This is a genomic window from Priestia sp. TGN 0903 (genome assembly GCF_050846855.1).
Lineage (GTDB): Bacteria > Bacillota > Bacilli > Bacillales > Bacillaceae_H > Priestia > Priestia zanthoxyli.
This window is the reverse complement of the sequence record NZ_JBOZGL010000002.1, coordinates 261,607-283,420: the sequence shown is the minus strand read 5'-3', so window position 1 is coordinate 283,420 and position 21,814 is coordinate 261,607. Positions and strand designations below refer to the sequence as shown.

Here is a 21,814-nt window from a genome sequence, read left to right as displayed (position 1 = left end):
GCTCTGAATAACTATATCTTTATATCTTATCATACTATGTCAAGTTGATATTTTACTACGTTTCTTATATATAGTATATGTAAAAAAAAGGATAAGCATGTTTCTTTCATAAAAATATCCGCTCACACATCGCTGTAAAGATAGCTGTGTTTGGCGGATAGATTTGACGATTTTATAGCTCTTACTGAAGGGTTTTAATATCTTTTATCATATCATCATAAGGAGGATCAGTCACTCCCTGATAAGATTTTTGAACCACTCCATCTTTGTCAATTAGAAAAAAATACGTACCGTGAATAACCTGCGGATCTTCTTGCGGCTTTTTCACAATCATCTTAAATTGATCCAGCGCAAACTTTTCAATTTCCGCTTGTTTATAGCCCGTTAAGAAATCCCAATTCGAAAAATCAGCGCCAAATTTAGTCGCATAGTCCTTCATTTTCTGAGGAGTGTCCACTTCAGGGTCTACGCTAAATGAAACAAAGCGAACGTCCAGGCCTTCATCCTTAGCCATTTTTTGTAATTTAGCCATATGAGCCGTCATTGGGGGACATACGGTTTCGCAGCTTGTGAAGATAAAGTTAGCTACCCAAACGTTCCCTTTCAGCTGACTTAGCCCTACTTTCTTTTGATCTTGGTTAACATAAGAAAAAGAGTCCATCTTCCAATTAAGCGGATTTTCTATTTTGGAACCACAGGCTGTTAACATCATGCAACTAATAAGCAGTAAAAAAAACAATTTATAAGACCAGCTTTTCATATGTTCCTCCTGCACGGTTAAAGTTTAGTCATAGCTAGGGAAAATCAAGATAAACGTTGAACCTTTTCCTGGTATGCTTTCCACTTCAATTCTTCCATTCATTTGTTCCACCAGTTGATAAGAAACCATCAGACCAATCCCTGTTCCTTTTTCTTTTAAAGAATAAAACGCTGTTCCTAGCCGGTTCACTTGTTCACTGGTCATGCCTATACCAGTATCTTCAATTTGAATATGTACATGCCCTTCTCGCTTGTAAAGCCCCACTCGAAGCGTTCCCCCAGCTCTCATGGCTTCAATTCCATTTTTCATAATATTAAGCAGAACTTGATTCAATTCGTTTCGGCTGCCGCGAACATACATCTCTTCTTTTGCGTCTAATTCTATGAGTATATTGTTTGTTAATAAAGCATAAGAAGATAATAAATCTACTAAGCTTGTAATACACTCCAAGCAGTTAATAAAACGATGCTGGTGAACATCCGGCTTGGCTAACGATAAATAGTCATGAATAATCGCTTCTGCTCTGTCCATTTCATTAATCATAAGATGAATGTAACTTAATTCAGTGTTTGAAAGCTTTGTGTTATCTTGAAACAGCTGCAAAAACCCTTTTACCACCGTCATAGGATTTCGAATTTCATGCGCTACAGAAGCAGCTAATTGGCCAATTGCATTCATTTTCTCCGCTCGCTGCAATTCCTTTTGCATCCTCGTTTTTTCCATAATAACTTCCAATTCATCAATCGCTTTGGTAATTCCGTCTTTTGTATGACTGAGATCTGTTTCTACATTCAGGTGTTCTTTTGTTACTGACACTTGATGAAAAAGCTGCTGCAGCCGCTCGGTCATTTCATTAAATCTTGTGTGTACATTCCCTAACTCAGAATCATCTTCGTGTGTCAGCTTCACATCAAATTTCCCTTGACTCACCGCTTGAATTCCTTCTATTAATTCCCCAAGGGGCGACATTAATCGCCTTAGTCCCCAGTCTTGAATCACAATAATGAAGGTAAACAGAAGCGTAAACGCAACGACCAAAGACACAATTAAACGTTTTTGATAGATATAGATAGCGCTTGCATCTACATCTACACCAAGAATAGCCACAACTTTTCCAGAGCTGTTTGTAATAGGCGATAAAACGGTTATCCACGTCCCGAATTCGTCTTTGTATGTAGATGTTACGATATTTTTCTTTTTTCGTTCTGCTTCCTTAAATGATTTGTAAAATTCTTCTCCCCCATAATAAATCATGGACGGCTCTAGCGATTGCTTAATTTTCTTATTCGCTGTTACGATAATCTTATTTCCATGCGATTTGAATTTTTCGGTCGTCATAATATATCCCTGCAAGTACGACGGATGCAATTCATAAATCTTTCTGAACTGCTTTTCTAGCTCGTCTTTTTCAGGAATCGGCCCGTTCCTTGAATCCACTGCTGCTATTACGTCTTGTTTAGATAAAGACTCCCTCCATAAATCGGCCATAATTAACACATGCTGCGTTAACGTCTCTTTCGCCATTTTTTTTTGAACTTGATAGCTAATGGCTAAAGAAATGACTCCAAGGGCAACTACAATTAAAGTAGAAAATAAAACCGTTTTGTTAAACACACTCAAATTTCGAATATATTTTTTCATCGGTATACTCCGGATTCAAAAGAATAGTAACCAGCACAGCATTCGCTGGTAGAAAGTTGATTCTATTATATCACACGTTCGTCCACTTCTCTTTCTCCTTTTTCCAAAAAAGAGAAAGCCAAAAAAGTGACTTGCAAAAAGCAACTCACTTTATTCAGCAAAATACATAAAACCAATTGCACCAATACCCGTATGCGTCGAGATAATAGGCGTCGTATCTTCAATCGAAAATTGCGTATAGCCTCTTGCCTTCACGATTGATTCTTTTAGCTTAGAAGCGAGCCCAAGTCCATCTGCATGTACAAGCCCTACTCCTTTAATACTTTTTCCTTCTGTATGCTCTTCGAACTGCTTCGTTAAAAACTTAACAATTTGAGAATGACTGCGCACTTTAGCAACAGGAGTATATACTCCGTCAGCTAGGGAAGCAATTGGCTTAATATTTAAAAGAGAACCGATTAGCCCTTTTCCACGTCCAATACGTCCACCTTTAACCAAATTTTCAAGCGTATCGACTACGACAAAAAGATTCGTATTTTGACGCACCTCTTCCAAGCGCGCGACAATTTCTTCTACCGTATGCCCCTCTTCAATCATTTTCACCGCTTCAAAGACTTGAAACGAAAGAGCTTTTGTAATGTACATAGAATCGACAACGGTGATATTTCCTTCTACCATTTGAGCCGCGCTTTCAGCTGCTCGAACGGTTCCGCTCATTCCTCCAGTCATATGAATGGAAATGACGTCATACCCTTCACTCACTAATCGTTCATATACTTCAACAAAAGAACCAATAGCCGGCTGAGAGCTTTTTGGTAATTCTTTTGAATTTTTCATTTTTTCAATAAAATCTGTCGGCGTTAATTCCACGCGATCCAAATATGTTTCATTATCAATATTAATACATAAAGGTATCATCTCAATACCGTATTTTTCAGCTTCTTCCAACGTTAAATCAATTGTTGAATCCGTTACCACTTTAATTTTCGACATGTGTTCACCCCTATAAGATGCATTGCAGACTAGTATAACATGAACGCTTACAACAATATAGTTATAATAGAATGCAAGTTTTGCTAATTCGTAAAATGCATGTTCAACCTTTTAAATCAACAAAAAAAGTTGACTCTGCTGAAATATTCAGAAAAGTCAACTTTTACGTTTATGCATTATGCTTTAATACATGAGACTTAAAGAGCTGTTCGTAATCTTTCCATTTCAGCACGCGTTTTAAATATTCTTGAAACGAGTAGGTTTGCTTCGGAACTGATTCGTTCGTGATTTGTCTAATAAATAAATCAAGTTTTGCAGATAACATGAACCGAAACGTGCTATTTTCCTCTAAAACTGGAATTTCAGTAATTTTTACTTTTTGACCACTGACATGTTTAAATTCAAGGCTTTTTAATAGCAAGGCGATCAACCCTCTTTTTACCCGTTTATTTTATTATAATGCTTGAGGTACTTTCTGTCTTGATAAAATAAAAAGAAAACACAAATATTTTTTAAAATAAAAATGCTTCATCAACTTATTCGACAGTTGATGAAGCATTCCTTTTTAAAACGACCTTCTATTTAAATAAATAAGTGAAACAAGTTGCTTTCTTTATTAATTTCTGTGTAAGGAAATCCTTTTTTATCCATACGATTAATTAGTGGATAATAATCTTCTTTATGCTTAAGCTCGATTCCCACAAGTGCAGGCCCGCTGTCTTTGTTATTCTTTTTCGTATACTCAAAGCGCGAAATATCGTCTGTCGGTCCAAGCACTTCGTCTAAAAATTCACGAAGAGCTCCTGCGCGCTGAGGGAAGTTAACGATAAAATAATGCTGTAATCCTTCATAAATCATCGAACGTTCTTTGATTTCTTGCATACGTCCAATGTCATTGTTGCCTCCGCTGATGACGCAAACAACCGTTTTTCCTTTAATTTGCTCACGGTATGAGTCAAGAGCAGCAATCGAAAGAGCTCCTGCTGGTTCTGCTACAATCGCATTTTCATTGTATAGAGATAAAATGGTTGTGCAAACCTTGCCTTCAGGAACAACTACAATATCGTCCACAAGCTCTTTACTGATGTCATACGGAAGCGTTCCAACTGTTTTAACAGCCGCTCCGTCTACAAATGGATCGATTGCCGGTAGCGTCACTACATTTCCATTTGCTAAAGATGTCTGCATACCAGGCGCGCCTGCTGGTTCTACCCCAATCACAGCTGTTTGAGGCGAGATGCTTTTTACGTATGTGCCGACACCGGAAATTAATCCGCCCCCGCCGATACCCGCAAATACGTAGTCAATTTCATCTTCACAGTCATTGAACATTTCAACGGCTACTGTACCCTGTCCTGCAATAACGTCTACATCATTAAATGGATGAATAAATGTTCGATGCTCCTCTTCACTGCATGCAATAGCTTGTTCATAAGAATCATCAAACGTATCTCCGATTAGTACGACCTTTACGTTATCTTTGCCTAGAAATTTCACTTGATTAATTTTTTGGCGTGGCGTTGTGCTCGGCATAAAGATTTTACCATCGATATTTAAATGACGGCACGCATATGCTACACCTTGTGCGTGGTTTCCTGCACTTGCACAGGCAATTCCATTTTCTAATTCTTCTGGGGATAACTTTTTGATTCGATTGTACGCACCGCGGATTTTAAATGAGCGCACCACCTGTAAATCCTCACGTTTTAAATAAATATTACATTCATATCGTTCAGACAAAACGTCATTACGCTGTAGTGGTGTATGCACAACAACATCTTTAATCAATTGATTTGCAATCATGATGTCCTCTAAATGTACGTGTTTTGTTCGATTATCTACTTGTTGTTTCATAACCAACTTCCTTCCTCTTCTACCATTATTAATTTGTACATTATATCACATAAAATTTAGAAAAATCATTATTTTTCATTAATAATGACTAAAAAAACTTTTCTAACTATTTTACTGTCCACATACTTTACATATGTTTAGCAAACGCTAAATAGACTTACAAAATTGCCCATACTTTCTACATGCAGCTGATGCTATAACAGGTATAAATTAAGAAAGGTTGTGGAATAAATGGAGTTTTCACTTCAAAGTTATGAAAGTGCCATTCCGTGCGAAGTAGTTGCAGATGAAGAAAACGGTAGATATATGCTTCGCAAAGCAGATACAAGCGGAGAAGTTTTTAATACACCAAGCGAGCTGATTCAATGGATTGAAGCAAACTGGAGCGCTGAACAGTTTGTTAGCACAGCCGCTTTTCACGAAATGATGAAGCAATTAAAATCAATATAAAAAGAGATTGAGACATAACGAAATAGACCCCACCTAAAGACGTCTAATATGAATCGGTTTTTACACCGCAGTTGATTTCCGTGCAAGACTTCGCTTTCCGCGGGCGGTGAGCCTCCTCATTGCTTCCGCTCCCGCCTGAGTCTTCGCCTTGCCCTCCAATCAACTGCTAAAAGCACCTACAGACATGAAACCTACGTTCACCATCACAAAGAAAGATCCGAACGATGAATCGTTCGGATCTTTCTTCAACTACCATACTTTTGTCCCAGACTCGCATTTTTTTAATAAGGGAAATCAGCTTCGCTCGTATACGGTAAAATAATACGTGTAGGGATTTTTTTCATCTTTAATTCCTTGCTGCTTCGAAATAACTTTCCATTCGCTCAAATCAATCGCAGGAAAATGTGTATCGCCGTCAAAAGATTCTTCAATATGCGTAATATAAAGTCGGTTTGCAACGTCTAATGTTTGCTCATACAGAGTAGCTCCACCAATCACAAAGAGCTCGTCTTCTTTTTCAGCATCTAATGCTTCTAGTTCCTCAACTGAATGAATAACGGTTGCTCCTTCTTGCTGATAATCTTTTTGACGCGTAAGAACCACATTTTCGCGATTAGGGAGCGGTCGTCCAATTGATTCAAATGTTTTTCTTCCCATTACAATCGTATGACTCGTTGTGATGCGCTTGAAATACTTTAAATCTTCCGGAAGACGCCATGGCAAATCATTCTCTTTACCGATCAGCCTATTTTGATCCATTGCGACAATGAGGGAAATCATACGCTCACAGCTCCTTTAATGTGAGGATGCGCATTATAATCTACTAATTCAAAGTCTTCAAATTTAAAGTCAAAAATTGATTTTACGTCTGGATTGATTTTCATTTTTGGTAATGCATGAGGCTCGCGCGTCAACTGCAGGTTTACTTGTTCGATGTGATTGCTGTAGATATGCGCATCACCAAACGTATGAACAAAATCACCTGGCTCTAAATCACACACTTGTGCCACCATCATTGTAAGCAGCGCATATGAAGCTATATTAAACGGTACGCCTAGGAAAATATCAGCTGAGCGCTGATACAATTGACAAGACAATTTGCCGTCCGCTACATAAAACTGAAATAAGCAGTGACAAGGCGGCAAAGCCATATTGTCTACATCAGATACATTCCAGGCGCTTACCATTAAGCGGCGCGAATCAGGATTGTTTTTGATTTGATTAATAACATTTGTAATTTGATCAATTTTTTCGCCGTCCGGCGTTGGCCATGAACGCCACTGATGACCATATACAGGGCCAAGCTCGCCGTTTTCATCCGCCCATTCATTCCAAATGCGCACGCCGTTATCTTGTAAATACTTAACGTTTGTATCTCCTTGTAAAAACCAAAGCAGTTCATGAATAATTGATTTCAAATGAAGTTTTTTTGTCGTTAATACCGGGAAACCTTCTTGTAAATTAAAACGCATTTGATAGCCAAATGTGCTAATTGTACCTGTTCCTGTCCGATCTTCTTTTTTTGTTCCATTTGCTAACACATGCTCGCAAAGTTCAAGATATTGTTTCACTTCCGACACTTCCTTTATTAAAAAGTCCTTTTCTATTGTATAAGTGTTCACGGGCTAAGTAAACAACTAAATCTCAGCTCATATAGAAAAGTTCTTTATCATGTAGGTACGCGATTTCCCCGAAAAAAAACGAGAATGAGACCTAATGAAACCTACGTTTACCATGACCATAAAAAAATCCGAACGAATTTCATTCTCTCTCAAGAATCTCGATTCATCGTTCGGATCTTCCTTCGGCTAAACTACTTTTTAACAGCTTAGTCTTTGTTAATTAAATACAATTGTGCGGTTTTCATGCACTAAAATGCGGTCTTCTAAGTGCCATTTCACAGCGCGTGCAAGCACCGTACGTTCAATTAAGCGGCCTTTTTTCTTTAAGTCATCCGCATCATCACGGTGATTCACGCGTTCAATATCTTGTTCAATAATTGGTCCTTCATCCAAGTCGTCCGTTACATAGTGAGACGTAGCACCAATTAATTTTACGCCTCGTTGATATGCACGTTCATATGGACGTGCTCCAATGAATGCCGGTAAGAATGAATGGTGAATATTAATAATGCGATACGGATTTTCAGCCACAAAGGTCGGCGTTAAAATTTGCATATAACGCGCTAAAATAATTACATCAATATCATAATCTTTTAATACTTGAAGCTGTTTTGCTTCTGCTTCTTGACGAATGTCTTTTGTCGCTGGTATATGCTTAAATGGAATGCCAAACGATTCAACTACTTCGCGCGCATCTTCGTGATTGCTTACAACGACAGCGATGTCTGTCATCAAGTCTCCGCTTTCCCACGCCCACAGCAGCTCTAGCAGACAGTGAGGCTCTTTTGACACAAAAATAGCTGTTTTTTTCAAATTATGAGCATATGTAAACTGCCAGTTCATCGAAAATGTATCGGCAATCTTTTTGAAGCTTTCTTCTAGCTTTACTTCTTTAGCTAATAAATCCTCACATTCAAATTCGAAACGGATAAAAAACATGCCGCCTTCATGGTTTGTTGAATGTTGACTTGATTCTACAATATTTGCACCGTGCTCATGTAAAAACGTAGACACAGCGGCTACAATACCCGGTTTGTCCGGACAGCTAATTAGCAGCCGACCTCGGTTTTTATATTTCTCTTTATATGAAGTTAAATGTTTTTGAATATGCGATTTCATGTAATTCCCTCTCTTTTTTTAAATATACAGACAATTGTACCATTATCCTTGTAGCGATGCGACATTGAAATAAGGCTTTGACAAAAGAAAGCCGAAACGTTTGCTTCGGCTTGCGTATTTGTTGTTCTACCATCTACTCCATCAAATCGTTCATTCACTGATCTTTACGTTCTACACATACATAAAATGAGTGTTTCCTAAAGTGCTGCAGCTCATCCCCTTCGCTTCCTGCTTTTGAATTAACCATAAAAAGCCGCTGGCACAACACCAGCGGCTTTTCCTTATTATTGCACGGCTTTTTCACTAACTTCATGCAAGGCATTCCTCACCGTACCATATTCGCTTGCGTGAGGACGATCTCCGTCATCTTCGTATCCGTAATCAAACATTCGATTTCGATTTAACGTTAATTTCGTAATGGTTGGACGTAATAAATCAAACAGTTCAAATCGTTTTTTCAAATGTGGAAATGATGCTTGATAATGCAAGATTTCTGCTCGTACACTTTTCCAAAAGTCCTCTTCTTCTACACCTTCATGCTCTTCTAAGATGCTTGCTAAATAGCGGAAGTGACAAACAAATAACCCTGTTAAAATAAACTGCGTCAATCCTTCCGGCTCTTCGCTGCGCAGCACTTCTTTTAATTCAAAAGATAGCTGCTGCAGTTCTTCAAACGGCTGATCGCTAATATTCACGTCGTCTACAAAATCCTTCATAATAATTCGAACGGGCTTGTTGTTTTTAAGAACCAGTACCGTATTTTGACCGTGCGGGGAAAATACAGTGCCGTATTGATACAAGTAATGAAGTAGCGGCGGCAACACAGCGCTGGTTAGCGCATCAATCCACTCGTTAGGAGTTAAGCCTGACTTTTCAATATATGACGAAACTAAAGCTTTCCCTTTACTGTCAACATGTAAAAGCGCAGCTAGCGTAATCGCATGCTCTCCTTCTTCTAGCTCTTGATAAATGCTTTCACGCCAAACGACTCCAAGCATCTCTAGATACTGATAAGGCGCATTTTTAATAGAAGCGAACGTCGGCTGAGTTACGTTTAACGTAGCCACTTCACCTAAAAGTCCTACTTTGCACGTATCTTTTAAAAACGCATCGCGATCTCGTATGCCTTTAATGTGCTGAGTGACTTGAGGTGCAATGACCGTCCGCTCACTTGGAAGCCCTCTGTATACAAGGGTATTTAATATACTCATGGGAAGCTTTACATGATATTTATCTCGATTTGTTGTATTCACAAATGTCCGAATCGACTGCTGAGGAAAGTATTGATCTTCACCTTCTCCTAACGGAACAATTAAATCATTTGCAATGTATTCAGCGAATAAAGGAACAATTACGTTCATCCACTGCCATTCATGAACGGGAATATAATAATAGTCCGCTTTCGAAAGGCCTTGGCTTGTTAATTCTTTTTCAAATTCAGCTAGCCTCTCACCGCTTAGCTCCTGCTTCATAACATCATCAAAGCCGAGGGTATCCAACGAATGAAATGAAGCAATTTGCTTCTCTACAGCAATCCATGAAAGCTGAATTTCTTGTTTTTGCTCAGGCGCAAACCGAAGATAGTCATCATAACCAAACCCAATGCGCCCTTTATTATACGTAATCCAAGGATGTCCCGTCATTTCACCTTCTAGCTCTGCGTAATCCATATCTGCTAATTCATCAGCTGATTTTCGATTTTGTAAATGCAAATCTGCTATTAATGTATGAAAATATTCTTTTGCTAAGTGACCTGCGGTTGAGCTAGACATTCCTTTGTCTTCAGATAGGCTAATTAACAGCTGCAAGGCCTCCGAAAATGTAGGGGTTGACGTTTTAGATGTCAACTTAATACTTTCTGGTAGTACAGAAAAACTGTCAAACAATCGTTGTTTCGCTTGATATGTATACGTAACGCCCCGGTGATCTTCCCATCGATACGTGGCAAGCGCACCCTGCTTTTGCAGCTGTTTTGGCTCAATAATATTTTCATACATAAATTCCTGCAGCATTTTAGCTAAAAGCTGTCGATTTGCTTTTTCCCATGATTGCTTATTAAATACGGAAAGATTCGTTTCTTTGATTTTCATCCTTCATTCTCCTTTACTTGTCTTAGAATAGGGATTGTTTTATTACGCAGCGGCATTACAGCGCTAGCAGCTAGCAAAGCAGCTGCTCCCGCTACTAAAGGAAATGCCAAATCCACTTTGCTGATTTCTAATGCTACAATCGGTGCAATCAGCAGAGCGATATTTTGAACAGCAATAAGCCAGCTGTAATAGTAAGCAGCCGCTTCTTTACTTTTTCGAAATAAATAGATATCCAGTATAACCATGCTGAGATAAAACCCGGCTCCATATAAAATTCGGCTGATAATAAACACGCTGAGATGATCAGCATATGCCTGCAAACACAGCACCAAAACACTAGCACCCGTTATGCCATAAAAAAGCGGTATAACGTTGCCGTTCAATAGTTTGGTAGGTACCGTAAGCTTTAAGACAATCGCCATAATACTCGGCATCGCATACAGCAAAGCGCTGCCTTGACTGCTCATGCCATATGTTTCATGTGTAAACAATGTAAAATAAGGGCGAATGACATTGTGCCCAAGGTAAAAAAAGAAAATCGCCAGCAAATAAAAAAAAATGGGCTCGTTTATGCTTTGAATGGATGCCGGTGTTTTTTCTGCTTTTAAAGGTAATGCTTTTCTTGTTAAGAGCCATACGGCCAGTACCATATCAATTAAAGCAAAGTATTGATATACGTTAAGCGGCATTTCCCATGCAATAACCGTACTTCCAAACAAGCTAGCGACAATAATCGCCGTATGAACAATAAATACATACGTTGTTGCAGCACTTGCCTTTTTCTGTCCTTTTTTCATGCCGCCTACTAAATAGGGGTACAAAAGATATAAACTGCTTTGAAATAGGAGCAGCACTAAGGAAGTAGCTAAAAATCCATAAAAAGTAGAAACTTCGCTCAAAATGACTTTAATTAAGGCCGTCATTAAAAGTGACGTTACAACTACATATTTTACGTTCCATTTCTTAAACAGCATTCCCCATAAAGGTGTCATAACAATGACCACAATCCGGCAGCAAATAATGAAAAAAGACGTCATCGCCACTCCATCTACATGAAATGCATGTGTAAAATACTGTGGATAAAATGGTGATAATAATACTTCTGACGTCATGGTCATAAACAAGCAGATAAAAACAAAGCGCGGAGAAATCATTTCTTAAAATCCGAACTTTTGGAAAACAGTATTTTTATATATTTTGTACACGCTTTTGCCTGCAATTTGGTTAATCAAAACAGCATTGCGATAAGCGCCTAAACCTAAGTCCGGTGCTCCAACTCCGTGTGTATGAAGCTCTCCGTTTTGCACAAATAGCGGGGCTCCTTTCTTCTTCATCTCAACTTGATAGCGTTCGTTAATTTTCAGCTGGCCTTTTTCATCGAATAGTACATGTTCTTTTAAACCTTCCATAAAAGCAGGCTCTTTTGCATGATAGCCAGTAGCCATAATGACAATTTCACTTTCTTCTTTTTCAAATGAGTCCTGCTCGTATTGGTGAAGAGTCAGAAGATGTGTATCGTTTATCTTTTCAACGCCTGCAAGTTCCGTAAGCGCGCGCATCGTTAGAGGCACTTCTTTTCCTCCAATTGTTCGTTCGTAAATCAAATCATAAATATTCCCGATTGTTTCAAAGCTTATTCCTTTATAGAGGAGAGCTTGATTTCGTAAAACGCTCTCTTTTTTCTCTTCGGGCAATCTGTAAAAATAGCGGGTATAATCCGGTGAAAAATGTTCAAGGCCAAGCTTTGAATATTCCATTGGATAAAAACCTTTTGAGCGCGTATACCAATTCAGCTTATACTCAAACTCAGGCTGCTGTTGAAGTAAATCATAGACAATTTCAGCTGCACTTTGACCAGAGCCAATTACGGTTATGCTTTTAGCCTGCAGCGTTTGCTGACGCTTCATTTTGTAATGAGCGGAGTGATAAAACGTATCGCTTGCCACTGTTTGAAAGTCTCTTGGCACTACGGGCTGCGTACCTACTCCAGTAACAAGATGATAGCTGTAATAGGTATAAAGCTTTCCTTCTTTTTCAACTGTTACTTCGTAGTAAGGCTTAGCGTCTTCATGCATTTTTACTTCTTTTACTGTGCTGTTAAATTCAAGCCCACTCAGCTGGCTCGCTACCCAGCGGCAATAGTGATTGTATTCATTTCTCGGAATATGAAACTTTTCAAAGAAATAAAACTGATACAAGCGCTCATGCTCATGCAAATAATTTAAGAACGTGTATGGACTCTTCGGATCCACCATCGTGACCACATCTGCCATAAACGGCACTTGAAGTGTTGTCCCTTCTAAAAGCATTCCTGGATGCCAATTAAACTCATCCTTTTGTTCAAAACATTTATATGTACAATCTTTTTTATCAATTAAAGCGGCTAATCCTAAATTAAATGGACCAACTCCTACTCCAATTACGTCTAAAATGTCCCGTTGTTCCATTCGCTCCACCTTCTTTCAAATACTTCTCTTTCACATTTCATCAGTACACCCGTTTTATCAGGCAGCGACACTTCTTTCATGAATTGAAACCCGCATTTTTTAAATACTGCAATCATTTTTTCATTTCGTCTATCTGGCTCCGCTATTACTTTAGCAGTGTCTGCTACGTTAAACTTATGCTTTAGCAAACTAAGAAGGAGCGGATAAATATAGCCTTTTCCTAAAAAAGCAGGGTCTCCAATCAATAAATGAATTCCTTGATCTCCTTTTTCATAAGGATAATAGTTACTGATTATGTCACCTTCAACCATATAAGATTCCCAATAGCTCATAGGTACACCATCAATTTCTCCGATTAGCAGCTTTTGATGAGAATCAGCTAGAAATGTTTTTAAATGCTGCTCGTACGCCTGTTTTGAAATATTTAAATTCCAATACGGAATAACATGCGGTTCATGCATCCACTTGTACAGCCGTTCGAAATCTTTTGCAAAAGAAACAGAGCGAAAGGTAATGCTCTGCTCCTTTTGCTGAATCATAAATGGATACTGCGTTTGCAAGGCTGATTTCATACACGTACACCTGCAGATTCGAACAATGGATTCTCGACATTTACATAAACAGACTGTGTTTCAAGAGATCCTACCAGCTCATCCATATCATGAACGCGCGTTAAGAAGTTGGCTTTGCAAGGAAGCACTTTCTCTTCTAACATTGATGAAACAAGCCCTGTATGATCATTTTCTTTGTACATCTCGATCTCTTGTCGCAAAATCAATAGCAGATCTGATTCTTGAGCGAGGCCAGCTGCACCAAAAGCGTTAACTAATCCTAAAATATGATTAAAAAATACGTAATAACGAAATCTTTCTTCTGCTACAGCGTCATCACAGACCGTATCGCTTTCTCCGTTTAAGGAAGGAAGCAGCTTGCGAAGCTCTTGTTCCTTTGATTTCATAAAGTAATAGCCTTGGTTATCGCGGTAGTAAAACACCGATGGATATCCGTTTTCATCAAGTTTAATAACGGAGTTTTGCTGATGAGCTTCCAGCGCAATTCCTTTTTGAGTGTAAAGCCACATCATAGGATGAAAAGATACGTCTAAATAGCGTTTAAACCAGCGCTTGCTTACATCTTCAGTCGTGCTATTTTCACTTGCAGCAATGTGATGAATAATATTTTCAATTTGAGAAGCTTCTCCAAACACATGATCTTGACACAAACTGGCTAGAAGTGTTGTACGATCCCCTTGCTTACCTTGAAAAGGATTGCTTCGAATCATAACTTCAAATCCAAGCTCCTTTTCTCCAAGCGTGATGTAAGCAGGGTCTTCAATTACTTGAAAAGCCGGATGATTTTCGTGAAGCTCCGCCTGTAATCTCTTTTGCAATAAACGGCTAACTTCTACCCCTCTGCTTAATTCTTTGCGTTTGTTCACTCTCAGTGAATTAGTGATTTTTACCGGAATGGAAAATTTGTACATCACATCTGCATTGTTACTGTATACGGTTCGAACAGACGAAGTCGGATAAAACGGCTGACCGTGTGGCCCTAGATAAGCAAGCCTGCCTTTTTGAATCCATTGGCACACTTCTTCTTTTCCTAAAAGATAACGAGCTTGCAGCGGATGCATAGGTATAAGTGAATAATCGTCCGCTTGGCAATAAGACTGTATGAATTCTTCAGAAACCGTCTTATCTTTTTTCAGCTGCTCTTTAATAAGCTGTGAAGCGGTTTGATTTCCAGCGGACTGTTCTGCAACGAGAGATGCATGCGCTTTAAAATAATGAAGCTGAAATTCCCCGTTCACTTCAGGTCCAAATACCTCTTCTTCTTCAGGTAATATCCCTTGGCGGCTTTTAGGTGTTGGATGCAGCTGGTGCCCAATAAGCAGGGACTGTTCAGATTCTAAGAACGTTTTGTCCCATTTATAGCACGTTTCTAACTCTTTCTGCCTTTTTTCAATGAATAATTTCATATTTTCATAGCTTAATAGAACACGTATAATTAGCTCATTTACTTGTACTAAATGATCCGTTACTTCTTTTAAAAGAAAGGCCAAAAGAGTGACGATATCTAACTCCTTAATCTCCTCTTGCTGAATACGATAAGAAAAGTTTGAAAAGAACAAGTGACGTCCGGTGGCTGAGCGGTACTTTACTGGAAAGTAAAGAGTTACCGGCTGTTTTTCTAGTCTAAGAACGAGCGTTTCCTCACTTTTTATTTCTGAAACGGACTGCCATACTCCCTTACCTGTCTCTCGAATATAGCAATTAATAATGTTTTGCATCGTAATAAAATTAGCCGATAACTGAGCGTTCACGTAATCGCTCCTCCTTTTTCTCCAACTGTTTACCTAAAGCAACAACTTCCTCTAAATGAGTGACAACAGAATCAAATGTAATCATAGGATTTAACATCGTTAGTTTTAAATAGACTCGTTCTTTATGCTTTGTTTTTGCCATGATAAACGTGCCTTTTTCGTATAAGTGCTGCTGAATACGCTGATTCAACCTATTTTCATAATGCTGCTGCTTTTGACAATCACTATATAAAATATCTGGTACATAGCGAAAGACAACCGCGTTCATATAAGGGTCATTTAACACTTCTACATTCCTTTGTTTTTGTAAGTAGTCAGCTGTTTGCTTAGCAGTTTCAATCGTGTGGTCAACCATTTCTCCGTATTCATTTGCACCTACTGCACTGAAAGTAAGCCATAGCTTCAAGGCGTCAAACCGCTTTGTCGTTTGAATGCTGCGGTCTACTAAGTGCACATGCTCATCTTCTTCAGGATTTAAATAATCTGCATGAAGCTGAATGTGTTTAAACATAGCTGAATTTTTCAGCAAAAATGCTCCGCAGCTTACAGGCTGATAAAACCATTTATGAAAATCCATCGTAATAGAATCTGCTCGTTCAAGAGCTTTTAAGCGTTCACGATATTTATGCGAAAATAGCAGCGCTCCTCCATAAGCGGCGTCAGCATGAAGCCAAAGCCCTTCTTTTTTAGCTAGCTCACTCATTTCAAAAAGAGGATCTACGCTTCCAAAATCCGTTGTACCTGCCGTTGCTACAACAGCAAAGGGGAGGTTGCCCTGAGCTTTCACTTCCTGTATTGCTTCTTCTAAGCTTTTTATATCCATTTCATGCTGCTCATTGCACTTTACACTCACCACTGCACGCATGCCCAGCCCAAGCTGAGCTGCAGATTGTTGCACCGTAAAGTGCGCTTTTTCCGAGCAGAAAATCCGCAGTTTTTTAGCTTGGAACGGTAAGCCTTCTTTACTAACATCCATTGAAAAGGCAGAATGGCAATATTCATTACGAGCAAGCAGGAGTCCCATATAATTTGACTGCGTCCCTCCGCTTGTAAAAATGCCTGAAGATGAGCTTGGATAACCAATTTGTTGTGTTAACTCATCAATCACTTTATCTTCTATATACGTAGCTGCCGGACTTTGATCCCACGAGTCCATAGATTGATTCAAAGCAGAAATCATCACTTCCGCAGCAAGAGCCGGTATAATCGGAGGGCAATGCAAGTGCGCCATTGCTCCGGGATGCGAAATATGAAGCGAATGATTCATCACTACTGCTTGTACGTTATCAAATAAATCTTCTAGCGGCTGTTCGTGCTTGCTAAAATAGACAGAACGATTGACTAAGTTTGACAGCTCTTCAACGTCGATGTGAGTATAAGCGGACTTTAATTCATAGTAGTGACGTTTGATCATCTCAGTCATTCCGCCTATCATCGCTTCATAATTCTCGAGGCTTTCCTTTGTTGATGATAAAAACCACTTTTCAAACGGTGCCATTCTATTTATTCACCCACTTCTCTTCTGCTGCTTTTACCGCTTCTTCAAATTTCGTTAATATTTCATCCGTTTGTTGTTTTGTTAAAATTAATGGAGGAAGCAAACGAATAACAGCACCATGCCTTCCACCGACTTCTAAAATGACGCCTCTGTCAAAACATTCTTTTTGAATCAGCTTAGCTAACTCACCGTTTGCAGGATGACTGCCGATTTTATTAGCCGGCTTTGTCGCGTCGATGATTTCAACACCCAGCATCAAACCTCTTCCGCGTACATCCCCAATCGACAATACTTGCTTTTGAATATGTCTTAGCTGGCTTTGAATGTAGGCTCCCAACTCGTGAGCATGCGCAGGTAAGTTTTCTTGTTTTATAAATTGCAGAGTAGCCCGTCCTGTAGCCATTGCAAGCTGATTTCCTCTAAAGGTGCCGATATGTGCACCTGCTTCCCATTGATCAAGCCTTTTATCATACAGAACAACGGATAATGGAAGGCTTCCTCCAATTGCTTTAGACAGTACTAATACATCCGGTTCGATATCAGCGTGCTCAAATGCATACAGTTTTCCTGTTCGTCCAATTCCAGTTTGAACTTCATCCACAATAAGCGGAATATCTCGTTCTTTTGTAATTCGGCGAAGCTCTTTTAACCACGGAATCGGTGCTGGAACAGAACCTCCTTCTCCTTGTACAATTTCTACTACAACACCCGCTGGAGTCACAATTCCGCTTTCAGGATCATCCAGCATATTTTCAATATATGTACTAATATACGTGTGTCCTTCAGCACCTACGCCAAAAGGGCAGCGATATTCATATGGGTAGGGTAAAAAATGTGTATCTGGCACTAGCGCATGAATGTGCTTTTTTGGACTCGTTGTACCGCTGATGCTTAATGTTCCGTGTGTGGAGCCGTGATATCCCCCTTGAAAAGATAAAATCGTTCGGTTGCCTGTTGCTGTTTTCACAAGTTTCAAAGCCGCTTCAATTGCGTCTCCTCCAGTGGGACCGCAAAACTGAATTTTCGCTTTGTTTGCGAAATTTTCCGGCAAACTAGCGAACACTTCATCGATAAAAGCTTCTTTTACAGGCGTTGTTAAATCTAATGTATGTAAAGGAATAGATTTTGCTAAAACGTCTTGAATTGCTTCATGAACTACGTGATGGTTATGACCAAGAGCAAGTGTGCCGGCTCCGGCTAAACAATCAATATACTCTTTTCCATCCATATCCGTGATCACGGCGCCTTTTGCCTGTTTAATCGCAATAGGAAGGCGTCTAGGATAAGATCTTGCATTGGATTCTCGTTCATTTTGCATAGCAAGCAGCATTTCGTTTGATGTAAGTTGTTTCGTTGACGTTGACATATCATATCCTCCTGTTTGTTCGATTGATAATGATTTTCATTAACAATTACAACAATAAATGATAATGATTATCACTGTCAATAATTATTCTGAAAATATGAAATTATTCCTATTTCACTCTACAGTCGGAAAAACGCAGTATTTCTCTTATGTATCAAGGGTTAAAAGAGTTTTATGTTGTTTTCCAATTAGGGAAAACTATGTAATAAGTCCCTTTCTATTTCCAAATAAAAAAGTGCTACAATTTCTTGTAGCACTTCTGTTACTTTTGTTTATTCATCGTCTCTTTTGCAGCTTTTACACTCCTTGGGTCAAGCGGTTTCGTATACTGACAATTTACTCGAACCCCTGAACCAATACGAATTTCTTTCACGGGAGTAACGGATAAGAACGCTTGAAGATTTTCAGGCTTCAGCCCTTTTGTCCCGATTAAAATAATATCTTTATCTTTCATTCTTCTTAACAGCTTTTTAATATGAGGAATACCGTTTAGCGCACTTTTATCCGCTCCCGAAGTCATAACACGCTGAATTTGCTTATAGCTTAAAAGCGTTTCAAGCGCCTTTTCTTGATCACTGATTTCATCAAACGCTAAATGAAACGTTACGTTCATTTCTCCTGCCGCATCCAGCAGTCGCTTTAAAGCTTGCTCATCGATAATTTTGTCTTCTGTTAAACAGCCAATTTCAATTCCATCAATGCCAATTTCTCTTGCATAGTGAATATCTTCAATCATTGTTTGCAAATCATCTTCATCATATTGAAAAGATTGATTATGTGGACGGATCATCACAAATATTGGGATATGTATCGTTTCTTTCACTTTTTTCATCAAACCGTAGCTTGGGGTTAAGCCGCCTTCACCGATTCCAGTTACAAGACTTATACGATCGGCACCATGTTCCTGGGCAACTTTAGCATCATGTAAGGTTGCAGCTGTGACTTCTAATATCATTCTAAAAACACCCTTTCCCCTTTAATATAGAGCTTTTGCCTTCTTTTCCCTGTATTTATACTTAAAAAACTCTACCAAACTCTCTTATGTAAGAAAACACCCAAAAGATGTGATTAATATTTGCAAAAAATTGAATGTCATGGAAAAAGAGTAAGAACTATTCTTTTTCTCATGACGTTTCAATTAATAAAATTCTATATTTATACTAAAGATCCAAAAATACATCCCTTTTATCTAGGGTAAAGGATTTATTAAAAAGAGCGTGGATTTGTTTGTTGCATGAACATCCACTCATTTAAAGAATGAGGCTGCTGATGACCAACGGGTGCTGAGAAATCGCGGCATCCGCAATCATGCATTGGCATTTGACCCATTCCTCCGTGCATTGGTGGCATTCCACCTTGCATCGGCATTTGACCCATTCCTCCGTGCATTGGCGGCATTCCACCTTGCATCGGCATTTGACCCATTCCTCCGTGCATTGGCGGCATTCCACCTTGCATCGGCATTTGGCCCATTCCTCCGTGCATTGGCGGCATTCCACCTTGCATCGGCATTTGGCACATTCCTTCGTGCATTGGCGGCATTCCACCCTGCATCGGCATTTGACCCATCCCTCCGTGCATTGGCGGCATTCCACCCTGCATCGGCATTTGACCCATCCCTCCATGCATTGGCGGCATTCCGTCTTTCATCGGCATTTGATCCATCCCTCCATGCATTGGCGATAGTTCTCCGTACATTGGCATTTGATTCATGTCTTTTTGCATAGTTGGCATTTGACTCATTCCGCCATGCATCGGCGGCATTCCGTCTTTCATCGGCGGCATTTCTCCGTGCATCGGCATTTGACTTGTGCCTTCTTGTATCGGCATTGCCTGCATTTCCTTTGCAGAAGGCATTGGCGGCATTTTAGCAGGTTTAGGTGCTGCTTGCATATATGGATTGGATATCGGTTGTCCGGTTTGTTTCATTCCATACGAATTTCTCATTTTTAAGGGCTCCTTCCCATTCTCTTACTCTGTTTACGTTATTCTTTTTACAATCAATCTGAAATTCGTCCATACGAAAATAGGCTTTCTACACATTCAAAATTGTAGAACGTATAAGAAAAAAGCTATAATCGAGGCAAATTGCAAATAGAAAGGTGGCACATGATGAAGAAAACCATTATCGTATGGATTCGAAAAGATTTTCGGTTAGTAGATAACCCAGCTCTATTTCACGCAGCGAAAGAAGGAATGGTTGTACCTGTTTATATTCATGATGACGATGAAGAAAGCTCAATGGGAAGTGCAAGTAAATGGTGGCTTCACCATGCGCTAAATGACTTCAAAACTTCGATCGAAAAAATAGAAGGAACGCTGATTATAAAAAAGGGAAACCCTAAAGATGTGTTGCAAAAGTTAATCCATGAAACGAATGCGCAAGATATTTATTGGAACAGACGCTATGAACCACATGCGCTAAAAAGAGATAAAGAGCTTCAAGCTTTTTTTTCAGAGCAACAAATAAATATTCGCACATTTGAGGGATTTCTCCTTCATGAACCTTGGAAAATCAAAAAAGAAAATGGAGATCCTTATAAAGTATTTACAGCTTACTATAAAGCTTCTCAAAAACATGCCGTATCTTCTACTGTAAAAAAAGTTACTTCCACACAGGCCTTCTCTAAACCAATTGAATCTCTTTCGGTCTCAGATCTCGATTTACTTCCAAGCATCCCCTGGGACGAAACGATTAAGTCGACGTGGGAACCTACGGAAAAAGGCGCTGTTAATGCCTTTAAAACGTTTTTAAAGAAGAAGTTGCTTCACTATGAAAAAGGACGAGATTTTCCCGCTGAAGCATTAAATTCATTTCTATCTCCTTATTTTTCTACAGGACAGCTCTCAGTTCGAGTCCTTTATCATTATTTGAGAACTAAAGCAGAAAAAGTAAGCTCTGATGCCTTTGACCATCAAGCTGAAATGTTTATTCGTCAACTTGTATGGAGAGATTTTGCTTATCAGCTGCTTTATCATTTCCCACACACTACAAGTGAACCGCTGAATGAAAAATTCAAGCAATTTCAGTGGGCGGACGGCAATGAAGAGCTTCAAGCTTGGAAAAATGGAAAAACCGGCTATCCCCTTGTCGATGCCGGAATGCGGGAGCTGTGGGAAACAGGGTTTATGCACAATCGAGTTCGAATGGTAGCTGCTTCCTTTTTAGTAAAGCACCTTTTAATTCATTGGAAACACGGAGCGAATTGGTTTTTTGATACCTTAGTAGACGCAGATTTAGCTAACAACACAATGGGCTGGCAGTGGGTTGCAGGCTCGGGAGCAGACGCCGCGCCATATTTTCGTATCTTTAATCCAACTGCTCAATCAGAAAAATTTGATAAAGAAGGAGAATATATTAAAAAGTGGCTTCCAGAGCTTAGAGATCTGCCTTCCCCCTACATTCATAAACCTTGGGAGGCTCCAGCAGACGTATTAGAAAAAGCAAACGTTACGCTTGATAAAACATATCCCACTCCAATTGTCGATCATAAAGCAGCTAGAGAGCGTGCGCTAGAGCATTATCAAGACATCAAATAAGAGGTATTATTCACCTCTTATTTGATGTCTTAATTTTTTAAATGTGTAAAAATTCCCATTTTACATCTATTTGCAACTAAAAACATGTATTTGAAATCCCTTTATAGGGTT

General features: G+C 39.2%; 19 protein-coding genes. 2 read left to right on the top strand and 17 right to left on the bottom strand.

The genetic code is table 11. The features are described from left to right. Positions 1-181: 181 nt before the first annotated feature. The 5 genes from ACRPLY_RS07790 to ilvA all read right to left on the bottom strand — a co-directional run bounded on the left by ACRPLY_RS07790 (position 182) and on the right by ilvA (position 5,248). On the bottom strand, positions 182-760 hold the full coding sequence (locus ACRPLY_RS07790) for an SCO family protein (protein ID WP_028415127.1): 579 nt from the start codon (positions 758-760) through the stop codon (positions 182-184). A 24-nt stretch (positions 761-784) separates the two neighbouring features. Further along, complete coding sequence (locus ACRPLY_RS07785) at positions 785-2,401, bottom strand: ATP-binding protein (RefSeq protein WP_028415128.1); 1,617 nt, start codon at positions 2,399-2,401, stop codon at positions 785-787. 150 nt (positions 2,402-2,551) lie between these two features. Further along, positions 2,552-3,394, bottom strand: a complete 843-nt coding sequence (locus tag ACRPLY_RS07780; RefSeq protein WP_028415129.1) for a DegV family protein — start codon at positions 3,392-3,394, stop codon at positions 2,552-2,554. Positions 3,395-3,563: 169 nt separating this feature from the next. Next, on the bottom strand, positions 3,564-3,815 hold the full coding sequence (locus ACRPLY_RS07775; protein WP_013058743.1) for a YpmP family protein: 252 nt from the start codon (positions 3,813-3,815) through the stop codon (positions 3,564-3,566). Between the two features lie 161 nt (positions 3,816-3,976). After that, the gene (gene ilvA, locus ACRPLY_RS07770) at positions 3,977-5,248 is read right to left on the bottom strand and encodes a threonine ammonia-lyase IlvA (RefSeq protein WP_013084697.1); all 1,272 of its coding nucleotides are present in this window, start codon (positions 5,246-5,248) and stop codon (positions 3,977-3,979) included. Between the two features lie 231 nt (positions 5,249-5,479). Between ilvA and ACRPLY_RS07765 the strand changes: the two genes are divergently transcribed. Next, a complete protein-coding gene (locus tag ACRPLY_RS07765) occupies positions 5,480-5,698 on the top strand; it encodes a hypothetical protein (RefSeq protein ID WP_028415130.1) in 219 nt (72 codons plus the stop codon). 294 nt (positions 5,699-5,992) lie between these two features. Here ACRPLY_RS07765 and ACRPLY_RS07760 read toward each other — a convergent pair whose 3' ends face one another. The 12 genes from ACRPLY_RS07760 to ACRPLY_RS07705 form a co-directional block, all read right to left on the bottom strand. Beyond that, entirely contained in the window at positions 5,993-6,478 is a 486-nt protein-coding gene (locus ACRPLY_RS07760) for a dihydrofolate reductase (protein WP_028415131.1), read from the bottom strand. Then, positions 6,475-7,269 carry a thymidylate synthase gene (locus ACRPLY_RS07755; RefSeq protein WP_013058746.1) on the bottom strand — a complete coding sequence of 265 codons (795 nt, stop codon included), beginning with the start codon at positions 7,267-7,269 and terminating at the stop codon, positions 6,475-6,477. The genes ACRPLY_RS07760 and ACRPLY_RS07755 overlap by 4 nt, the downstream gene beginning before the upstream one ends. Before the next feature lie 267 nt (positions 7,270-7,536). Continuing rightward, entirely contained in the window at positions 7,537-8,439 is a 903-nt protein-coding gene (purU, locus tag ACRPLY_RS07750; protein ID WP_028415133.1) for a formyltetrahydrofolate deformylase, read from the bottom strand. A gap of 284 nt (positions 8,440-8,723) precedes the next feature. Beyond that, positions 8,724-10,529: an IucA/IucC family protein gene (locus tag ACRPLY_RS07745; RefSeq protein ID WP_154973165.1), complete on the bottom strand. Its 1,806-nt coding sequence runs from the start codon at positions 10,527-10,529 to the stop codon at positions 8,724-8,726. Continuing rightward, positions 10,526-11,683, bottom strand: a complete 1,158-nt coding sequence (locus ACRPLY_RS07740; RefSeq protein WP_099331241.1) for an MFS transporter — start codon at positions 11,681-11,683, stop codon at positions 10,526-10,528. The genes ACRPLY_RS07745 and ACRPLY_RS07740 overlap by 4 nt, the downstream gene beginning before the upstream one ends. A gap of 3 nt (positions 11,684-11,686) precedes the next feature. Then, positions 11,687-12,976, bottom strand: a complete 1,290-nt coding sequence (locus tag ACRPLY_RS07735) for a lysine N(6)-hydroxylase/L-ornithine N(5)-oxygenase family protein (RefSeq protein ID WP_028415136.1) — start codon at positions 12,974-12,976, stop codon at positions 11,687-11,689. Further along, positions 12,955-13,548: a GNAT family N-acetyltransferase gene (locus tag ACRPLY_RS07730; protein ID WP_323873955.1), complete on the bottom strand. Its 594-nt coding sequence runs from the start codon at positions 13,546-13,548 to the stop codon at positions 12,955-12,957. Before ACRPLY_RS07730 ends, ACRPLY_RS07735 begins: the two co-directional genes overlap by 22 nt. Further along, entirely contained in the window at positions 13,545-15,299 is a 1,755-nt protein-coding gene (locus ACRPLY_RS07725) for an IucA/IucC family protein (RefSeq protein ID WP_323873954.1), read from the bottom strand. Before ACRPLY_RS07725 ends, ACRPLY_RS07730 begins: the two co-directional genes overlap by 4 nt. Next, entirely contained in the window at positions 15,277-16,797 is a 1,521-nt protein-coding gene (locus ACRPLY_RS07720; protein WP_310877242.1) for a pyridoxal phosphate-dependent decarboxylase family protein, read from the bottom strand. The genes ACRPLY_RS07725 and ACRPLY_RS07720 overlap by 23 nt, the downstream gene beginning before the upstream one ends. 1 nt (position 16,798) lies before the next feature. Beyond that, complete coding sequence (locus ACRPLY_RS07715) at positions 16,799-18,163, bottom strand: aspartate aminotransferase family protein (protein ID WP_099331244.1); 1,365 nt, start codon at positions 18,161-18,163, stop codon at positions 16,799-16,801. A 262-nt stretch (positions 18,164-18,425) separates the two neighbouring features. Then, positions 18,426-19,118 carry a copper homeostasis protein CutC gene (locus ACRPLY_RS07710; protein ID WP_014458532.1) on the bottom strand — a complete coding sequence of 231 codons (693 nt, stop codon included), beginning with the start codon at positions 19,116-19,118 and terminating at the stop codon, positions 18,426-18,428. A 251-nt stretch (positions 19,119-19,369) separates the two neighbouring features. Continuing rightward, entirely contained in the window at positions 19,370-20,110 is a 741-nt protein-coding gene (locus ACRPLY_RS07705; RefSeq protein ID WP_310877243.1) for a hypothetical protein, read from the bottom strand. A gap of 165 nt (positions 20,111-20,275) precedes the next feature. Between ACRPLY_RS07705 and ACRPLY_RS07700 the strand changes: the two genes are divergently transcribed. Next, a complete protein-coding gene (locus tag ACRPLY_RS07700; RefSeq protein ID WP_310877244.1) occupies positions 20,276-21,703 on the top strand; it encodes a cryptochrome/photolyase family protein in 1,428 nt (475 codons plus the stop codon). Positions 21,704-21,814 lie beyond the last annotated feature (111 nt).